The following is an 18,917-nucleotide window of genomic DNA, read 5'->3' on the forward strand; positions in this document are numbered from 1 at the left end:
AGCTCAGAGCTCGACGCGCTCGTTCTCCCCGCCTTCGTAGCGTTGCCCGGTCACCTTCGCCTTGGCGAAGCTCAGCACGGTGGCGATCCGGCCGCCGGGGGTGTCCCAGTACTCCGCCGACCGGCCCTCGACCTTGATCAGCACGACGCTGTCGTCGTCCGGACCCTGCGGCAGCCAGGCCTCGACGCCGCCGTTCCACAGCTCCCGCTTCTTCGCGACGTCGTCGACGACCACGGCCTCGCCGGTGAGCGAGACCCACGAGTCGTTCGACGACATCGCGACGTTGACCTGCGGCGAGCTGGTCACGTGCTGCACCTTGCGGGACCCGCGCTCGGCGAAGAACCACAGGTCGCCGTCGAACTCCACCTCCTGCAGCGCCATCGGGCGGCTCATCAGCGTGCCGAACGGGTCGCGGGTGGTGAGCATGCCGAAGCGGTGGTCCTTGACCAGCTCGGCGACCTTGCGGCTCTCGGGGCTGCTCATGCGGTCCTCCAGGAGGTCGAGGGGTGTGGGGCCTGCGTGCCCGTGGGCGGCCCGGCCGACACGTCCGGCCGGCACGTCCGGCCGGCACGTCCGGCCGAGGCTGCGCGGGACCGTCGATGGGTCGTGCGCGATCCGCTCTGGTGCGAGGGACGCCGACGGGTCACGATGGCGGCGACATGAGTGCCGACCCGCGGGGCGTGCGGTGCCGCCGACGCTGAACCCCTGGTTGGCGCTGCCCGGCGGCCGGCCGAGCCCGGCGCTGGACCGGCGGCTGCGCGCGGCGCACGAGCGGTTCGTCACCGGCGGCCCCGATCCGGGAGCACCGGTGCGGCCGGTGGTCCGGGAGTCGTGGCGGCGCTGCCTGGCCAGCGGCGTCGACCCGGACGGCGGGACACCGCCCGTCGAGCTCGTGGACGACGACCTGCTCGACTACCGCGCGGCGCACCCGCTGGCCGGCGTGCTGCCGGTGATCCGGCGCCTGCTCGTGGCCGACGCCGAGGTCGACCGCATGATCGTGGCGGTCACCGACGCGGCGGGTCGCATGCTGTGGGTCGAGGGGGACGCCCGCCTGCGGTCGCGGGCGGCCGGGATGAACTTCGTCGAGGGCGCGCGCTGGTCGGAGGAGGTCGCCGGCACCAACGCCCCGGGCACGGCGCTCGCCCTCGACCACGCCGTCCAGTTCTACGGCAGCGAGCACTTCCGGCGGCCGGTGCAGCCGTGGAGCTGCTCGGCGGCCCCGGTCCACGACCCGGTGACCGGTGCGCTGCTCGGCGCCGTCGACGTGACCGGCGGCGAGCACGTGGCCAGCCCGCAGATGCTCACCCTCATCCGCGCCACGGCCGCGGCCGTCGAGGCCGAGCTGCGCTGGCAGCGGCGCGAGCAGGTGCAGCGGGCCACCTCCGCACGGGTGCCCGCGGCCCCCGTCCCGCGCCTCGACGTGCTGGGCCGGGACCGCGCCCGCCTGGCGCTCCCCGCCCGGCGGCTGGACCTGTCGCTGCGCCACTCCGAGCTGCTCCTGCTGCTGGCCGAGGCGGCGGTCACGGGCGAGGGGCGCACCGCCGAGCAGCTCGCCGCCGAGTGCCACGCGGGCGAGGCCGCCGCGGTCACCGTGCGCGCCGAGCTGTCGCGGCTGCGCCGGCTGGTCGGCGCCCAGCTGGTCGGGTCCCGCCCCTACCGGCTGCTCGCCCGGGTCGACACCGACCTGGAGCGGGTGCGCCGGCTGCTCGGCCGGGGCGCGGTCGGCGCGGCGCTCGACGCCTACCCCGGACCGGTGCTGCCCCGCTCGCGGGCGCCCGGCGTCGCCGCGGTCCGGGAGCGGTTGTCGGCCCGGCTGCGCCACGCCGTCCTGGAGAGCCGGCGGCCCGAGCTGCTGCTGCGCTGGTCGGCCCAGCCGGAGGCGCGGGACGACGCCGCGGTGTGGCAGGCCTGCCTCGACGTCCTGCCGTCCGGCTCCCCGCGCCGCGCGGCCGCGGCGGCGCAGCTGCTGCGGCTGCGCCGTCCCGCCCGCGCCCGCTGACCCGGACCGCTCCTCCGGGCGGGATCACGCGGACCCGGCGTGCCGGATCCTGGTGGCGCAGATCACCGGACGTCGGCACGCCCGTGCGGGGAATGCAGTCGTGCGGCCGGCGCCTTGGCCCCGGGTGTGACCTCCCCGGACCGCACCCCCGCCGTCCCGGCGCCGGGCCGCGGGCACGTGGTGGCCGCCGTCGTCGCCCTCGCCCTCGGCGGCTTCGCGATCGGCACCACCGAGTTCGTGACGATGGGGCTGCTGCCCGACATCGCCGCCGGCACGGGCGTCGACATCCCGCGTGCCGGCGGCTACATCTCCGCCTACGCGCTCGGCGTGGTCGTCGGCGCGCCGGTGATCGCCGCGCTGTCGGCCCGACTGCCCCGGCGGGCGCTGCTGCTCGGCCTCATGACCGCCTTCCTCGCCGGCAACGTGGCGTCCGCGCTGGCCCCCGGCCACCTGTCGCTGCTGGCGGCCCGGTTCCTGTCCGGCCTCCCGCACGGCGCCTACTTCGGCGTGGCCTCCCTGGTCGCGGCGTCGCTGGTGGTCCCGCAGCTGCGCGGCCGGGCGGTCAGCTCGGTCATGCTCGGGCTCGCCGTCGCCACGCTGGCCGGCGTCCCGGCCGCCACGTGGCTGGGCCAGGCGCTGGGGTGGCGCGCCGCCTACTGGGCGGTCGTCGCGATCGCCGCGGTCACCGTGCTGTCGGTGGTCGCCGTCGTCCCGCCGTCGCCGGGCCGGCCGGGGGCGAGCGTGCGCACCGAGCTGGGCGCGCTGCGCCGCCCGCAGGTGCTGCTCACCCTGGTCGTGGCCGTCGTCGGCTTCGGCGGCATGTTCGCCGTCTACACCTACATCGCCCCGCTGACCACCGAGGTCACCGGCCTCGCGCGCGGCGCCGTCCCGATCGTCCTGCTGGCCTTCGGCGTCGGGGGCGTCCTGGGGACGGCGCTCGGCGGGCGGCTGGCCGACCGCGCGCTCTTCGGCTCCCTGGTGGGCGCGATGGTGTCCACCGGCGCGCTGCTGGCCGTGGTCCCGCTGGCCGCGCGCAGCGCCCTGACGCTGCTGCCCGGCGTGTTCGCCCTCGCGCTGAGCGCCTCGGTGCTCGTCGTCTGCCTGCAGCTGCGGCTGATGGAGGTCGCCGGTGAGGCGCAGATGCTCGGGGCCGCGCTCAACCACTCCGCACTCAACGCGGCCAACGCGCTCGGCGCCTGGCTGGGCGGGGTCGTGATCGCCGCGGGCCTCGGCTTCACCGCGCCGAGCGCGGTGGGTGCCGGCCTCGCCGCCGCCGGGCTCGTCGCCCTGGGCGCCTCGGCGGCGCTCCGGCGGCGGGAGCTGCGCACAGCGGCGATCACGGCGTGCCGCCCCGCCGCGGAGGCGCTGGCCCCCGCCCGCTGACCCCGCTCGCCCGGGGGATGCCCGGCGGAGGACCCCACGCGGCCGGGCAGGGCCCGGTTTGCGGATCCCCGTGGCCTCCGGGACGGCCGGGTCAGCCGGCCGGCTCCCGGCGCATCCGCCACATCGGCGGGCCGCCGTCCGCGAGCGGGGCGCCCGGCGCCACGAGGTCGAACCCGTGCGTCCGGTACCAGTCGACGTTGGCCGGCTTGCCGGTCTCGAGGTAGGTCACCTCGTCGGCGGCGTCGGCCGCGGCCAGTCCCTCGCGCAGCAGCCGGGCGCCGATCCGGCGGCCCTGCGCGGCCGGCGCGACGCCGAGCACCTGCAGGTAGCGCACCGGGGTCGACGGGAAGGCCCGGTCCAGAGCGTCCCCCAACCGGCGGATGGCCCGGGCCTCACCCGGCCGCCGGACCAGCAGCGGCAGCATCCGCGGCAGCGCGCGGGCCTGCCGCCACGCGGTCATCGGATAGCGCCCGGGCGGCTGCCACACGGCCGCGCCGAGCACCCGCCCGCCGGCCAGCGCGACGCGGGCGTGCCGGCCGGAGTCGGCGATGGCGACGCCGACCAGCGTGCGCAGCGCGGCCCGCCGTCCCCGCCCGTCGGGGAGGACGTGGCTCCAGGAGGGGTCGGCCGCGAGTGCTTCCACGAGCACCTCCCGGGCGTCGCGCAGCTCGGTCAGCGCCGGCGGGCGGACGGCGACGTCGTCCATACCGGGGATGATGCGCGCCCCTCCGGCGGCGCGCGCCGCTGCAACGCCGTTGCAACGTTGAGGTGTCCCGCGGCTGAGGACAGGCCACCGCGATGGACCTCCGCGGCTGCGGGAGGTGACTCGCTGACTCCCGACGGAGGAGCGGCAGCCGGACCGATCCGTCACGCCCAGCCGTGGACTCCGGGCCGCCGCGTTGCCAGACTGCGCCCAGGCCGGAGTGTGACCGGCGCCACGCAACGGAGCGGAGGACCAGTGACGCAGATCAGCGTGCGGGTCGACGGCGTGACGTACGCCGACGACGTCGAACCGCGGACCCTGCTGGTGAACTACCTGAGGGAGCAGGTGGGCAAGGTCGGCACCGTGGTCGGCTGCGACACCAGCAACTGCGGCGCCTGCACCGTGCTGCTGGACGGGGTGGCCGTGAAGTCCTGCACGGTGCTCGCCGTGCAGGCCGACGAGGCCGAGGTGACCACGATCGAGGGGGTGGCCGCCCCCGACGGCACGCTGCACCCGCTGCAGCGGGCCTTCCACGAGCTGCACGGCCTGCAGTGCGGCTTCTGCACGCCGGGCATGATCATGGCCTCGATCGACCTGCTGAGGGACCACCCCGACCCGAGCGAGACGGAGATCCGCGAGGGCATCGAGGGCAACCTGTGCCGCTGCACGGGCTACCAGAACATCGTCCGCGCGGTGCAGCACGCCGCCGGCGAGATGAGCGGGCGCGCCAGGTCCGACGGCCCCGCCTCCGACCGCTCCGCCTCCCCGGCCGACGTCGACACGGCGGCCGCTCCGCACGCGGTGGTGCGGGCATGACCGTCACCGAGGACCGGGCTGCGACCGGCGCCCCGGAGAAGGAGGTCGGCAAGCCGCGCCGCCGCAAGGAGGACGCCCGGCTGATCACCGGCCGCACGCTGTGGACCGACAACCTCGTGCTGCCCGGGCTGCTGCACATGTCCGTCGTCCGCAGCCCGGTGGCGCACGCCCGCATCACCGGCATCGACGTCAGCGCGGCGCAGCAGGCGCCCGGCGTGCTCGCGGTGCTGACCGGCCGCGACCTGGCCGACGAGCAGGGGTCGCTGCCCTGCGCGTGGCCGGTGACGCCGGACATGGTCAACCCCGGGGCACCGGCCGTCGCCGTCGACCAGGTCAACCACGTGGGCGAGGCCGTCGCGGTGGTCGTCGCGCGCAGCCGGGCTGCCGCCGCCGACGCCCTCGAGCTGGTCGACGTCGACTACGAGCCGCTGCCACCGGTGCTCGACATGGAGGCGGCGCTCGCCGAGGGCGCCGACCTCGTGCACCCGGGCACCGCGTCCAACCGCAGCTACCACTGGGTCTTCGACGGCGGGGAGGCCGGCACGGCCGCCGACACCGAGCAGGCCTTCGCCGACGCCGAGGTGGTGGTCAGCCGCCGGTTCGTGCAGCAGCGGCTGATCCCCGCGTTCATGGAGCCCCGCTCGGTCGTCGTCCAGCCCCAGGGCGACAACTACACGGTCTGGTCGGCCACCCAGGTGCCGCACATCCTGCGGCTGATGCTGTCGATGGTGACCGGCATCCCCGAGCACAAGGTGAAGGTGATCGCCCCCGATGTCGGCGGCGGCTTCGGCGGCAAGCTGCAGGTCACCCCCGAGGAGGTGCTCACCCTGCTCGCGGCCCGCCGGGTCGGCCGGCCGGTCAAGTGGACCGAGACGCGCAGCGAGTCGCTGATGAGCGCCCACCACGGCCGCGACCAGATCCAGTACATCGACATCGCCGCCGACCGCGAGGGCAACGTCAAGGGCCTGCGCTGCCGGATCCTGGCCGACATGGGCGCCTACCTGCGCCTGATCACACCCGGCGTCCCGGTCCTGGGTGCCTTCATGTTCATCGGCATCTACAAGTTCCCCGCCTACCGGTTCGAGTGCGACGGCGTCTTCACCACGAAGACGCCGACCGACGCCTACCGGGGCGCCGGGCGGCCGGAGGCCACCTTCGCCATCGAGCGGATCATGGACGAGCTCGCCGTCGAGCTGGGCATGGACCCGCTGGAGGTGCGCCGGAAGAACTGGATCAGGGCCGAGGAGTTCCCGTTCACCACGGCCGCGGGCCTGGAGTACGACAGCGGCGACTACGAGGCGGCCACGCAGAAGGCGCTCGAGCTCATCGGCTACGACGAGCTGCGTGCCGAGCAGCGCCGCCGTCGGGAGTCGGGCGACCCGGTGCAGCTGGGCATCGGCTTCTCCACGTTCACCGAGATGTGCGGGATCGCGCCCTCCCGGGTCCTCGGGTCGCTGTCCTACGGCGCCGGGGGCTGGGAACAGGCGAGCATCCGGATGCTGCCCACCGGCAAGGTCGAGGTGGTCACGGGCACCAGCCCGCACGGCCAGGGGCACGAGACGGCCTGGAGCCAGATCGTCGCCGACCAGCTCGGCGTGCCGTTCGAGGACGTCGAGGTGCTGCACGGCGACACCGCGGTGTCCGCCCGCGGGCTGGACACCTACGGGTCCCGCTCGCTGGTGGTGGGCGGCGTCGCCGTGGTGAAGGCCGCCGAGAAGGTGGTCGCCAAGGCGCGCCGGGTCGCCGCCCACCTGCTGGAGGCCAGCGAGGACGACCTGGACTTCGCCGGCGGCTCGTTCTCCGTGCGGGGGACGCCGGGCACCTCGGTGAGCATCCAGGAGGTCTCGCTGGCGTGCTTCACCTCGCACAACTTCCCGGAGGGCATGGAGCCGAGCATCGACGCCGAGGCGACCTTCGACCCGGAGAACTTCTCCTTCCCGCACGGCACGCACATCTGCGCGGCCGAGGTCGACACCGAGACCGGCAGGGTGACGATCCGCAAGTACGCCTGCGTGGACGACATCGGCGAGATCGTCAACCCGCTCATCGTCGAGGGGCAGGTGCACGGCGGCCTCGCCCAGGGCATCGCGCAGGCGCTGTACGAGGAGGCGGTGTACGACGCCGACGGCAACCTGACCACCGGCACGTTCGTCGACTACCTGGTGCCGTCGGCGGCCGACCTGCCGCACTTCGACACCGGCAACACCGTCTCGCCGGCGCTGGCCAACCCGCTGGGCGCCAAGGGCGTCGGGGAGGCGGGCACGATCGCGTCGACGCCGGCGGTCGTGAACGCCGCGCTGGACGCCGTCCGCCACCTCGGGGTCACCGACATCCGGATGCCGCTCACCCCCGAGCGGGTCTGGCGGGCGTTGCAGGGTGGCGGTGACGGCGGCGACCGGGCAACCGCCGGCACCACCGCCTACGGCGGGGCGCAGACCGAGACCACGGCGGGCGTGTCCACCCCGCAGAGCTCGCTGGGAGGTGACCGGTGATCCCCCGAGTCGACGAAGGAGACGAGCGATGATCCCCGCCCCGTTCGCGTACGCGCGCCCGACCACCGTCGACGAGGCGGTCCAGGCGATCGCCGAGGGCGGCGAGGACGTCAAGGTGATGGCCGGCGGGCAGTCGCTCATCCCGGTCATGCGGCTGCGGCTGGCCGCGCCCGAGACCGTCGTCGACCTCGGCCGGGTGGCCGAGCTGCGCGGCGTCCGGGACGACGGCGACGCGATCGTCATCGGCGCGATGACCACGCACGCCCAGGTGCTCGCCGATCCGCTGGTCCGGCAGCACGCGCCGCTCGTCGCCGCGGCGACCGAGACGGTCGCCGACCGGCAGACCCGCCACCGGGGCACGTTCGGCGGCGCGCTGGCGCACGCCGACCCGGCCGGCGACCTGCCGGCGTGCGCGCTGGCCCTGGACGCCGAGTTGGTCGTCGCCGGCCTCGGCGGACGACGGACCGTGCCGGCCGCTGAGTTCTTCGTCGACTACCTCACCACCGCCCTGGAGGAAGGGGAGATCCTGGTCGAGGTGCGCATCCCGAAGCTGCCCGGCGAGTGGGGGATGCACTACGAGAAGTTCCAGCGGGTGGCGCAGGCCTGGTCGATCGTGGCCGTCGCCGCCGCCGTCCGGCGCGAGGACGGGCACATCGCCGAGGCGCGCATAGGGCTGACCAACATGGGCCCGACGCCGCTGCGCGCCACCGCGACCGAGGCGGCGCTGGCCGGTGCCGACGCGACGGTGGAGGCCGTCGCGGCGGCCGCCGGGCACGCGGCGGAGGGGACCAGCCCGAGCAGCGACCTCAACGCCCAGGCCGACTACCGGCAGCACCTGGCGCAGGTGCTCACCCGTCGGGCGGTCCTCCGCGCGGCCGGGCTGTAGCGTCCAGAAGGACCCCGTTCTCCCCACCCCTCGCACGCTCGGGGCGGTGCACGGAACGGGGGCGGATGGTCCGTAGCCGTTCGTCGCCGGCCGGCCCGCCCCAGACCCGGGCGGGCCGGCCGGGATGCGTGACCTGGAGGTCAGTCGTGCAGCTGGAGAACTCGTTCACCGTGCCCGTGCCCGTCGACGACGCCTGGCGGGTCCTGCTCGACATCGAGCGCATCGCTCCCTGCATGCCCGGCGCGGCGCTGGACTCGGTCGAGGGCGACTCGTTCACCGGCCGGGTGAAAGTCAAGCTCGGCCCGATCAACCTGACCTACCAGGGCCGCGCGTCGTTCATCGAGAAGGACGAGGCGGCCCACCGCGCGGTCATCGACGCCAAGGGCAAGGACCAGCGGGGCAACGGCACGGCGGCGGCCACCATCACGGCGAACCTCGCGGCTGAGGGCTCGGTCACCCGCGTCGACGTGCTGACCGACCTCAGCATCACCGGCCGGCCCGCGCAGTTCGGCCGCGGGGTGATGACCGACGTCGGCAACAAGCTCCTCGGCCAGTTCGCCGATAAGCTGGCGGCCCAGCTGGCCGCGGCGCAGGACGTGGCGGTCGACCGGGTGGCCGCGGGCGAGCAGCAGGAGCCGACCGTGGCGACGAAGGCCGCCGCCGCGGCCGCCACGGCGACCGGCGCGGCCGAGGAGGTCGCCGCCTCGGCGGAGCAGGTCGGCGGCGACGGCGTCGCGGCGAAGGCGGCCCGCAAGGCCGGCACCGCCGCCAAGAAGGCCGCCGCCGCGGCCACCGACACGGTGTCGACCACCCAGAAGGTCGACACCGGCACGAAGCCCACCGAGGCCGCGCCCACCAAGGCCGCGCCCGCCGAGGCCGCGCCCGCCGAGGCCGCGCCCGACACCGCTCCGGCGGCGGCCGGCACCGCTCCCGCGGCCGCGACCGGCCCCACGGTCGCGGAGACCGCGCCGGGCGCCGCTGGTACGCCGTCCGCCCGGCCGGCCCGGCCCGGCGGGGGTCCGAGCGGTCCCACGGCCCCGCCGACCCGGCCGGCCACCGGCGCGCCGGCGCGCAGCACGCCGTCCGGCCCCACCCGGCCGCAGCCGGCCGCCGAACCGGAGCCGATCGACCTGCTCGAGGTCGCCGGCGGCGCCGCGCTGACCCGGATGGCGGTGCCCGCGGCGGGCATCGTCGCCGCGGTGCTGCTCGTGCTCCTCGTGCTCCGCCGACGGCGGCGCCGCCGCTGACCCTCGTACGGCGGCTGTCCATCGACGGCCCGGGCGTACGGCCCTCGGCTCCCGCGCTTGCTCACGCGGAACGGGTCGCTGCGCGTCAACGCAGCAGGACGGCCAGCACGTCCGGAGCGGTGAAGCTGCGGTTGTAGTTGCTCTCGTCGTACTTCGCCAGGACACCGGCTTGGACCAGCTGCCGGACCAAGGTGTTGGCGCGCACGTAGCCCACGCCGAGTCGGTGCTCGACCTGCCGGACGGTGAAGATCGGGCGAGCCAGCGAGAAGTCCACCAGCGACATGGCGGTGTCTGCTCGCATGCCTGCAGCCCTGACCTTGCGTTTCAGCTCCGCCTGCACGGTGAGCAGGTCCTCCAGCCGGGCGGCCGTGTCGTCGGCGGAAGCCGCGAGGGCCGTGGCGAAGAAGTCGACCCACGCGTCCCAGTCGCCACGCGCGCTGACGCCGTAGAGCCGTTCGTAGTACTCCCCCCTCCGCGCCTCGAACCAGGGTGAGACGGTCAGACTCGGCTCCGTGATCACACGGGCCCGAAGCAGCTGGAGGACGACAAAGAGCCGACCGATGCGACCGTTGCCATCGTTGAAGGGATGCAAGGTCACGAACTGGTAGTGCCCCATGGCCGCCGCGACGACAGGGTCGATCTCCTGGCTCGTGTCCCGGGAGACCCAGTCCAGCCAGTCCCTCACCTGGGCTTCGAGCTCGGGACCCGGTGGCCGAGGGACGAAGCGCGCGTCCTGGACCCGCGTGCCCCGGTGCGACCCGATGACGACCTGGATGTCGCGCACGCGGCCGGAGCTGGAGGTCTCGGCGGGCGTCCCCCGGACCAGGCGTGCCTGCAGGTCGATCAGCATGCCCAGCGTCAGCGGGCGCCCGTCGGCCACCCAGGCCAAGGCGTGCTCGGCTGCGCGCAGATAGTTGACGACCTCACGGAGGTTGGCATCGGGCTGGTCCTCGTCCTCGTCCGCCGCGAGCACGTCCTGCAGCGGTGCATACGTCCCTTCGAGTGCCGAGGTGCTCTGCGCCTCTCGTGACAGCGTGGACCTGCGCAGGAGCGAGGGGTTGGGCAGTCGCTTCGCCGAGCTGTCCAGTGAAGCGAGCGCTGCGCGGGCCCGCGCCGCCGCGTTGAACGTCCCCGCCGAGAGGTGGGGGGTGGAGTAGGGGAGCGGGTCGGGGATAAAGGCGACGTGCTGCCAAGGGCCGAAGCGCGGGTCCGTGCCCGTGATGGTCAGCAAAGAGCCTGTTGGGCTGCCCGTGAAGTCCTCAGCGCGCGCACAATGACACAATATGCGCCGTTCAGCGTAGATCTGTCCCGCATCAGCCGCAGGTATGACACCTACGGCACCGGACAGGGACGAGCGCTCGATCGATGCGCGGGTGACGGTCCCCCGGCGAGACCGGACGCTCCTCTCAGGACGTATCCGACGCCGCGACGAGGGTCTCGGCCAGCCAGGAAACGGCCGCGGCGGCCACCACGTGCGGGATCCTCTTCAGCGCGTGGTCACCGGGGACGGCCTGGACCGACGCGCGCGGTCGCCCGGCCAGCACGGCCGCCACCTCCTCGGGGGTGCCGAAGGCGTCGGTCCCGCCCTGGACGACGAGCACCGGGACGCCGACGCCGGTCAGCTCCTCCGCGCGGCTCTTCTCCGGCCGCCCCGGCGGGTGCAGCGGGAAGGCCAGTGCGAGCACGCCGGCCGCCTGGTGCGCCGCCGCCGTCCGGCAGGCCACCCGGGCACCGGCGCTGCGGCCCCCGAGCACCAGCGGCCCGGTGAGACGACCGTCGGCGCGCAGCCGGTCGAGCACCGCCGTCCAGCCGAGGTCGAGCCGCGGCGGTGCGGGCGCGACCCGGCCACCGGCCACCCGCCACGGCTGCTCGACGCGCAGCACCCGCCAGCCGTCGCCGGCCGCGGCGTCGGTGACCGCGACGAGGTCGGGCGCCCCGGCGCCCCCTCCGGCGCCGTGGCCGAGAACCAGGGTGCCGCGCGGCCCGCCGTCCGGTTCGGTGGCCAGCACCCGGGCCGGCCCCAGCGGGGTGGCGACGTCGGTGACCGCCACCGTCCGGGCGTCCGGTGCGGGGCTCACCCCTCGGCGGCGGGCAGGGCCAGCAGCCCCTCCACGGCGCCGAGGATGTCGTCGGCGACGACGGTGGCCGGCTCGTACACCGCCGCGTACACCCGCTCGGCGCGGGGGAACCACGCGCCCGTCAGCCCGGCGCGCACCGCACCCTGCACGTCCCAGGCATGCGCGGCGACCAGGGCCAGCCGCGAGGGCGCGACGCGGCAGGCGCCGGCCGCCCACAGGTAGACCTCGCGGTTGGGCTTCCACGCCCGGATCGACTCGCTGGTCATGGTCCGCTCGACGAGCGGTCGGATGCCGCCGCGCTCGAGGCCCGCCTCGGCGATCCCGGGGGAGCCGTGCGACAGGGTCACCGCCCGCACGCCCGCCTCGGCCAGCCGGCGCAGCGCCGGCTCGACGTCCGGGTGCGGGCTCAGCTCGGCGAAGGCCCCGGCCACCCGGGCGCGGTCGTCATCGGACAGGTCGCAGCTCTGCGCCAGCGCTGCGTCGAACGCGTCGCGGAACCGGCACCATCCGCCGGCCGCCACCGCGGCGAAGCCGGTCAGCAGCGTGCGGGCGAAGACGGCCGGCAGCAGGTGCTCGGGCTGGCCGAGCTCGACCAGCGCCGCGCGCACCGGCGCCAGGTCGAGCAGCGTCTCGTTGACGTCGAAGGCGACCACCTCCGGCCGGACGGCGGTGACCTCGGGCCGCCCGGGGCCGCCCCCGGCTGCGGCGGGCGTCACGCCCCGCTCCCCGGCCCCTGCCGCTGGGTCCGCACCTTGCGGAACCGGCGGACCACGAGGAAGGCGATCGAACCGACAACGGCTGCCACGATGAGGTAGTCGAGGACGCCGACGTACCGCTCCACCAGCTGGTACTGGGTGCCGAGCAGCATCCCGCCGCCGATGAGCAGCGCGTTCCACAACCCGCTGCCCAGCGTGGTGTACAGCACGAACTGCGGCAGCGGCATGCCCACGACCCCGGCCGGCACGGAGATGAAGCTGCGCACGATGGGCACCAGCCGCCCGAAGAACACCGCCGACCGGCCGTGCCGCTCGAACCAGTGCCAGGCCTTGTCGACGTCCTCGGCGTCGACCAGCGGCATCCGGTCGAGCACCCAGCGGCTGCGCTTGGGACCGAGCGCGCGACCGAGCCAGTACAGCGCGAGCGCGCCGAGCAGCGAGCCCAGCGTGGCGAAGAGGAAGACCGGCAGGAGGCTCTCCCGGCCGGTCTGCACCAGGTAACCGGCCAGCGGCAGGATCACCTCGCTCGGGATCGGCGGGATCACCGTCTCGAGCAGGATGGACAGCCCGACCCCGACCGGGCCGAGGGCGTCGATGGCGTCGAACAGGAAGCCTGTGATGCCGCCCGGGTCGGAGGCGGCGGCGAGAACCGGCGGCACCGGGCCACGGTACGCGAGATCGTCGTCCGCCCGTTGCTGGTGCGAGCCGCGCCGCGGTGCCCGTAGCGTCGGCGCATGCCGCGCTTCACCGCGTCCGCGCTCGTCGTCGGCGACCGGGCCGGCACCGTCGTCCGGGACGCGGTGCTCGACGTGGTCGACGGGTCGATCCACTGGGTCGGACCGGCCGCCGAGGCGCCGGAGGCGCCGGACGCCGAGCGGGTGGAGCTGCCCGGCTGGCTGCTGCCCGGCCTGGTCAACGCCCACTCGCACGCGCCCATGGCGCTGTTCCGCGGCCAGGGGGAGGGCCTGCCGCTGGAGCGCTGGCTGCGGGAGGTGATGTGGCCGCGGGAGGCGCGGCTGACGCCGGACGACGTCGAGGTGGCGATGACCGCCGCGTCGGCGGAGATGCTGCGCAACGGGGTGACGACGAGCGTGGAGATGTACTTCCACCCCGATCGCATCGCCGCCGCGGTGCGGTCGACCGGGGCCCGCGCCGTGGTCGCCGCGCCGCTGCTGCCGCTGCCGGGCATGCCGCCGCTGGAGGAGCAGCTCGCGGCGGCCGTCGACCTGGCCGCCGGCGTCGCTGCCGACGGCCACGTCGAGTACGGCATCGGGCCGCACGCGGCCTACACCGTGCCGCTGCCGGTGCTGGGCGCGGCGGGGCGGGCGGCCCGCGAGCACGGCCTGCTGCTGCACCTCCACGTGGCCGAGACCGCCACGGAGGGCGCCGACCTGCTGGCCAGGCACGGCGCCTCGGTGCCGCAGCTGCTGGCCGCGCACGACGTGCTCGGCGGGCGCGTCCTGGCCGCGCACTGCGTGCACCTGGACGACGGCGACCTCGAGCTGTGGCAGGAGTACGACGTCGCGGTCGCGCACTGCCCGGCGAGCAACGCCAAGCTGGCCAGCGGCACCGCTCCGCTGCGGGAGATGCTCGACCGCGGTCTGCGGGTCGGCCTGGGCACCGACGGCCCGGCGTCCAACGACGCGCTCGACCTGCTCGCCGACGCCCGGCTGGCCGCCCAGCTGGCCCGGCTGCGCGCCGCGGACGCGACAGCGCTGTCGGCCGGCGAGGCGTTCTGGCTGGCCAGCGGGGGAGCCGCCGCCGCTCTCGGCCGGTCCGACCTCGGGGAGCTGGCCGCAGGCCGAAGGGCCGACCTGGTGCACGTCGACGCCCGGGACCTGGCGTTCGAGCCGGTCGGTGACGCCGGCGACGTGCTCAGCCACCTCGTCTGGTCCGGCGGCGCCCGGTGCGTGCGGGAGGTGTGGGTCGGCGGGCGCCAGGTCGTCGGTGGAGGCGTGTGCACCACGGTGGACGCCGAGGCGCTGCGGCTGGAGGTCGCCGCCCGCGCCGCCCGCCTCGCCGGATGATCGGACGCGCGGGCACCGCCGCAGGACGTCGCGTGCTCGTCGTCGGCGGCGGGCACAACGGCCTGGTCGCGGCCTGCTACCTCGCCCGAGCCGGCGCCGATGTGACGGTCCTCGAGCAGGCCGACCGGCTCGGCGGCGGCTCGCGCACCGAGGAGGTGGTGCCGGGACACCGCTTCGACCTGCATTCGGCGGCGCACAACATCATCAACGCCACGGACATCGCCGCGGAGCTGCGGCTGGCCGACGCGGGCCTCGAGTACCTCGAGATGGACCCGTTCTCGGTCGCCGTCTTCCGGAACGGGACGGTCGTGCGCTTCCACCGGGACGTCGAGCGCACCGTCGCCTCGATCGCCGAGGTCGACGCGGACGAGGCCCGCCGCTACGCCGCCTGGATCCGCGGCGCGACGCCGGTCGTCACGGCGATGCGCAGCGGCATCGACGGGCGACGCGGGCCGGGCCGGCTGGCGGCTGCGGCGGTCGCACTGGCGCGCAACGGCGGACCGATGGGCCTGGCCGGGCTGCTGCTCTCGCCGTACGGCAAGCTGCTGGCGCAGCGCTTCGGCAGCGACCTGGTGCGCGCGCCCGTCTCGGCCTTCGCCGCGCACGCCTCCGCCGCGCCCGACGCGCCCGGCAGTGCGGTGTTCGCGCTCTGGCAGGCCTTCTACCACCAGGTCGGGCAGTGGCACGCCGTCGGTGGGGCGCAGGGTCTGGCCGACGCGCTGGCGCGGCGGCTGACCTCGCTCGGCGGTCGGTGGCGGACGGGCGCCGCCGTCCGCCGGATCCACCGGCGAGGTGCCCGGGTGAGCGGGATCGAACTGGAGTCGGGGGAGCGGCTCGGCGCCGACGCGGTGCTCTCGGCCGTCGATCCCGGCGTCGCGCTGCTGGAGCTGCTCGACCCGCCGCTGGACGGTCCGGACGCCGCGGCGCTGCGCGCGGTCACCCGGAGCAACGCCGTCCAGATGGTGGTGCACGTGGCGACGGACGCGTTGCCGTCGTACCCGGGGGGCCGGCCGGGCGACTGGAACGGGCTGCAGAGCTACGTCGACAGCGTGGCAGGCCTGGCCGACGGATTCGCCCAGGCCCGGGCGGGTCGGTTGCCGGACGACCCGGTGCCCACCTACGCGTTCACGCCGAGCGCGCTCGACCCGACCCTGGCCCCGCCCGGCCGGCACACGGTCTACCTGGCCTGCCCCAGCGCACCGTTCCGCCTGCGCGGTGGCTGGGCCGGGCAGGCCGCCGGTTTCGCCGATCGGATGATCGCCACCGTGGAGGCACGGGCGCCGGGCTTCACGGCGTCGATCACGGCCCGTTCGGTGCGGACGCCGGAGGACATGGCCGACGAGCTGCGCTGGCCGGGCGCCCATCCCATGCACGCCGACATCTCGCTCGACCAGCTCGGCCCGTTCCGGCCGACGCGCGCCCTGGCCCGGCACCGCACCCCGGTCGCCGGCCTCGTCGTGGCCGGTGCCGGGGTCGCGCCGGTCGGCGGCATCGCCGGGGTCAGCGGCCGGACGGCGGCCCGGGTCCTGCTGCGATCCCTCGGGTGAACCGATCGGTGGCGCACGACCGAACGGGGTGGGAGCGTCGTCGGGGAGACCGGCGCGGAACCGATCCGTGGAGGGCAGATGGCGGAGCGCACACGGCTGCGCGCGCGGTGGCGCGGATTCGTCGAGCGGACCCGCCCGGTGCACCCCGAGACCGAGCGGGTGCTCGCCGAGCGGTGGGCGGCGCTGCCCGGGCGCGTGCGCACCCCGGCGCAGAGCCTCGGCCGGCACGCGGTCGGCTGCGAGGGCACGCACGGCGTCTTCCCGAAGTGCAACCTGACCTGCACCCCCTGCTACCACTCGGCCGACGCCAACAAGGTGCGCGTCGACGGCGGGCACACCCTGCGCGAGGTGACCGCGCAGATGGCCTACCTGCGGGAGCGCCGGGGGCCCTACGCCCACGCGCAACTGATCGGCGGCGAGGTGTCGCTGCTCTCGCCCGACGACCACGCGGCCGCGCTGCGTGGGATGCGCGACGCCGGTCGCTCGCCGATGTCCATGACGCACGGCGACTTCGACCCCGGGTACCTGCGGGCGCTGGTGACCGGTCCGGACGGCGGGCTGCGCTTCGACCGGGTGAGCTTCGCGGCGCACTTCGACTCGCTGATGCGCGGCCGGCGCGGCGCCGTCCGGCCGCGGTCGGAGGCGGAGCTGGACCCGTTCCGGCAGCGCTTCGTGGACATGTTCCGCGACCTCGCCGCCGAGACCGGCCTGCGGTACTACCTGGCGCACAACATGACGGTCACCCCGGCCAACCTCGGCCAGGTGGCGCGGACGGTGCGCGCGGTGCTCCCGATGGGCTACTCGATGATGAGCTTCCAGCCGGCCGCGCACGTCGGCGACCAGCGGCGCTGGAAGGAGAGCTACACGGCGGTCGACGCCGACGCGGTCTGGGCCCAGCTCGAGCAGGCGCTCGGCCGGCGGGTGCCGCACGAGGGCGTCGAGTTCGGTGATCCGCGGTGCAACCGGCTGGGGTTCGGTTTCCTGGTCGACGGTGGCTGGCACCCGTTCGTCGAGCCGTCGGACCCGGTCGAGCTGGCCGCCCGGGACGCCTTCTTCGCGCACTTCGGCGGGGTGGCGTTCAGCGGCACACCGCCCGTGCTGCTCGTGGTCAAGGTGCTGCGGGTGCTGCGCCACCATCCCGGTGACCTGCGGGTCGCCGTCCGCTGGGCGCGACGGGCGCTGCGCCGGGTCGGCGGGCCGCGCCGCCTCGTGCGGGCCGCCCGCGCCGGCCGCGTCGGGTTGATGACCTTCGAGGTGCACAGCTTCATGGACGCCGCGCAGGTGGGTCCGGCCTGGGCGATGATGCAGCGCGGCGAGGTGGCGACCGATCCCGTGCTCGCGGCGACGCAGGAGCGGCTGGCGGCCTGCACCTACTCGATGGCGCACCCGGAGACCGGCCAGCTCGTGCCGGCCTGCGCCCAGCACTCGGTGCTGGACGTGCAGGAGAACGCGCAGCTGCGCACGCTCCTCCCGCTCACCCCGGTCTGAGTACGGCAAGGGAGGGTGACAGACGGGTCCATCTGTTGGGCTGGTTCGGGCCGAAGTGGCTGGACTACGCGTTCCGGCTCGCCCGCCCACTGACCGACCAGCGGGCGTCAGGTGGCTCCCTCGTGGCGGCCAGCCTGCGACGCAGCAGCGTCGAGGGTGCCGAACGCGGCCTCACGTGTCGATCGGGTAGCCCGGGGGCCCGCCTCACACGAGAAGCGGTGCGGCGAGGAGGATCTCGGTGCCGTCGGGACGCCAGGTGCGCCATCGGTGGCCGGGTGGGGCGGTGTCGTCGCGTTCGACGCGGAAGCCGTGGTGGACCTTGGTGTGGTGCCGTTTCGCACAGCAGACCGAGGTTGTCGACGTCGGTGGGCCCGTCGAAGATCCAGTCGAGCAGGTGATGGGCGTCGCACCACCAGGTCGGGGCCTCGCAGCCGGCGAAGACGCAGCCGCGATCGCGCAGTTCCAGGGAACGGCGCTGGGCGGGGGTGACCAGCCGCTTGGTGCGACCGTGGTCGAGCGGCACGCCGTCGGGGCCGATCACGATCCGCGAGACCTGCGAGTCGCAGGCCAGCCAGCGGGCCCGCGCGGCGGACAGGGTGGCGCCCAGGCCGGTGGTCGCGGCGGTGGCGCCGGTGGCCGGGTCGACGAGGTCGTCGATGCCGATGGTGACGACGACGTGCGGCTTCTGGCCACGCAGCACCGGCAGCTGCCCCGAGGCCAGGGCGAGGTCGGCCAGCTGCACCAGCGAGTCGGCCAGGCGCTGAGCACGGCTGCGGGTGTCACCGGCGCAGCGGGATGCGGCAGCGATCGACTCGACGGCGGTGGCCAGCTTCTCGCCGCCCACGGTGTCCAGCGCGCCGCCGAACGTCCAGGACCCGTCGCGGTGCTGGACCAGGCCGAGGGAGCGGCCCTCGGTGGGGTCGGGTTCGGGTCCGTCGGGGTCCAGGGCGGCCAGGTAGTGCCCGACGGCGACCTGCAGGTCGCGGTGCGGCCGGGCCGTGGCCACGCCGAGCAGCGTGGACTCGACCTCGGTCAGGTCGATGCCCTGGTCGGCGGCCTTGTCCAGGTTGGCCGGCTCGGCGAGCCGGGCGAGCACGTCGACAGCGTCGTCGGAGAGCTGCCCGGCCGCGTACGCCGTCGCCGCCGCGGGCAGGTGCTGCAGGGCGCGGCCGTGCCGGACCAGCCGGGAGGCGGTCGCCCTGGAGAGCCGCGCGTGCCCGCGCAGCCAGGCCGGCAGGGTCGTGAGCCCGTCGTGCTCGCTGGCCTGGCGGGTGTCGGCGACCCGCACCGCGGCGGTGAGCGCCGCAGTGACCTTGTTCTGCAGCCGGACCAGCGCCCGCACCCGGTCCAGGGCCTCCCCGTCACCGGCGACCGCGGCCGGGTCGGCGGCCAGCAGCGCGTCGACGGCGGCCTCCAGCGACCCGAGCGGGTCACCGGCACCGGTCGAACACATGTACGGAGACTACCGCCGCCGGGTACCAGCCGCAACACGAAACCGCAGGTCAGGGCGGCGATCCGATCCTGTGGACAGGTGC

General features: G+C 75.5%; 16 protein-coding genes. 9 read left to right on the top strand and 7 right to left on the bottom strand.

Going from position 1 to position 18,917, the window contains the following annotated elements; translation table 11 throughout:
* Nucleotides 1-3: 3 nt before the first annotated feature.
* On the bottom strand, nt 4-483 hold the full coding sequence (locus OF117_RS12120; RefSeq protein ID WP_263553096.1) for a pyridoxamine 5'-phosphate oxidase family protein: 480 nt from the start codon (nt 481-483) through the stop codon (nt 4-6).
* Between the two features lie 202 nt (nt 484-685).
* Here OF117_RS12120 and OF117_RS12125 point away from each other — a divergent pair, with 202 nt between their 5' ends.
* Together OF117_RS12125 and OF117_RS12130 are read left to right on the top strand one after the other, a co-directional pair.
* Entirely contained in the window at nt 686-1,999 is a 1,314-nt protein-coding gene (locus OF117_RS12125) for a GAF domain-containing protein (protein WP_263553097.1), read from the top strand.
* Nucleotides 2,000-2,125: 126 nt separating this feature from the next.
* On the top strand, nt 2,126-3,382 hold the full coding sequence (locus OF117_RS12130) for an MFS transporter (RefSeq protein ID WP_263553098.1): 1,257 nt from the start codon (nt 2,126-2,128) through the stop codon (nt 3,380-3,382).
* 91 nt (nt 3,383-3,473) lie between these two features.
* Here the strand turns inward: OF117_RS12130 and OF117_RS12135 are convergent, their stop codons facing one another.
* Nucleotides 3,474-4,088: a GNAT family N-acetyltransferase gene (locus OF117_RS12135; RefSeq protein ID WP_263553099.1), complete on the bottom strand. Its 615-nt coding sequence runs from the start codon at nt 4,086-4,088 to the stop codon at nt 3,474-3,476.
* A gap of 252 nt (nt 4,089-4,340) precedes the next feature.
* On the opposite strand from OF117_RS12135, the gene OF117_RS12140 reads away from it, so the two are divergent.
* The 4 genes from OF117_RS12140 (at nt 4,341) to OF117_RS12155 (ending at nt 9,526) form a co-directional block, all read left to right on the top strand.
* Nucleotides 4,341-4,901 (top strand): (2Fe-2S)-binding protein, encoded by a 561-nt coding sequence (locus tag OF117_RS12140; protein WP_263553100.1) that lies wholly within the window; start codon nt 4,341-4,343, stop codon nt 4,899-4,901.
* Nucleotides 4,898-7,393 carry a xanthine dehydrogenase family protein molybdopterin-binding subunit gene (locus OF117_RS12145; protein ID WP_263553101.1) on the top strand — a complete coding sequence of 832 codons (2,496 nt, stop codon included), beginning with the start codon at nt 4,898-4,900 and terminating at the stop codon, nt 7,391-7,393. The genes OF117_RS12140 and OF117_RS12145 overlap by 4 nt, the downstream gene beginning before the upstream one ends.
* 28 nt (nt 7,394-7,421) lie before the next feature.
* Complete coding sequence (locus tag OF117_RS12150; protein ID WP_263553102.1) at nt 7,422-8,279, top strand: FAD binding domain-containing protein; 858 nt, start codon at nt 7,422-7,424, stop codon at nt 8,277-8,279.
* A gap of 128 nt (nt 8,280-8,407) precedes the next feature.
* The gene (locus tag OF117_RS12155) at nt 8,408-9,526 is read left to right on the top strand and encodes an SRPBCC family protein (protein ID WP_263553103.1); all 1,119 of its coding nucleotides are present in this window, start codon (nt 8,408-8,410) and stop codon (nt 9,524-9,526) included.
* 85 nt (nt 9,527-9,611) lie between these two features.
* On the opposite strand, the gene OF117_RS12160 is transcribed toward OF117_RS12155, so the two are convergent.
* The 4 genes from OF117_RS12160 to OF117_RS12175 form a co-directional block, all read right to left on the bottom strand.
* Nucleotides 9,612-10,757 carry a Fic family protein gene (locus OF117_RS12160; protein WP_263553104.1) on the bottom strand — a complete coding sequence of 382 codons (1,146 nt, stop codon included), beginning with the start codon at nt 10,755-10,757 and terminating at the stop codon, nt 9,612-9,614.
* 175 nt (nt 10,758-10,932) lie between these two features.
* Complete coding sequence (locus tag OF117_RS12165; protein ID WP_263553105.1) at nt 10,933-11,604, bottom strand: alpha/beta family hydrolase; 672 nt, start codon at nt 11,602-11,604, stop codon at nt 10,933-10,935.
* Nucleotides 11,601-12,320 (bottom strand): HAD-IA family hydrolase, encoded by a 720-nt coding sequence (locus OF117_RS12170; protein ID WP_263553106.1) that lies wholly within the window; start codon nt 12,318-12,320, stop codon nt 11,601-11,603. The genes OF117_RS12165 and OF117_RS12170 overlap by 4 nt, the downstream gene beginning before the upstream one ends.
* Nucleotides 12,317-12,979, bottom strand: coding sequence for a DedA family protein (locus OF117_RS12175; protein ID WP_263553107.1), 663 nt, complete (start codon nt 12,977-12,979; stop codon nt 12,317-12,319). Before OF117_RS12175 ends, OF117_RS12170 begins: the two co-directional genes overlap by 4 nt.
* A gap of 75 nt (nt 12,980-13,054) precedes the next feature.
* Here OF117_RS12175 and OF117_RS12180 point away from each other — a divergent pair, with 75 nt between their 5' ends.
* From OF117_RS12180 to OF117_RS12190, 3 genes are all read left to right on the top strand, one after another.
* Entirely contained in the window at nt 13,055-14,347 is a 1,293-nt protein-coding gene (locus OF117_RS12180) for an amidohydrolase family protein (protein WP_263553108.1), read from the top strand.
* Nucleotides 14,344-15,894: a phytoene desaturase family protein gene (locus OF117_RS12185; RefSeq protein ID WP_263553109.1), complete on the top strand. Its 1,551-nt coding sequence runs from the start codon at nt 14,344-14,346 to the stop codon at nt 15,892-15,894. Before OF117_RS12180 ends, OF117_RS12185 begins: the two co-directional genes overlap by 4 nt.
* 78 nt (nt 15,895-15,972) lie before the next feature.
* Nucleotides 15,973-17,382, top strand: coding sequence for a radical SAM domain-containing protein (locus OF117_RS12190; protein WP_263553110.1), 1,410 nt, complete (start codon nt 15,973-15,975; stop codon nt 17,380-17,382).
* Between the two features lie 64 nt (nt 17,383-17,446).
* Here OF117_RS12190 and OF117_RS12195 read toward each other — a convergent pair whose 3' ends face one another.
* A complete protein-coding gene (locus OF117_RS12195; protein ID WP_263553111.1) occupies nt 17,447-18,835 on the bottom strand; it encodes an HNH endonuclease signature motif containing protein in 1,389 nt (462 codons plus the stop codon).
* Nucleotides 18,836-18,917: the final 82 nt, after the last annotated feature.

This window comes from Geodermatophilus sp. YIM 151500 (genome assembly GCF_025716945.1).
Lineage (GTDB): Bacteria > Actinomycetota > Actinomycetes > Mycobacteriales > Geodermatophilaceae > YIM-151500.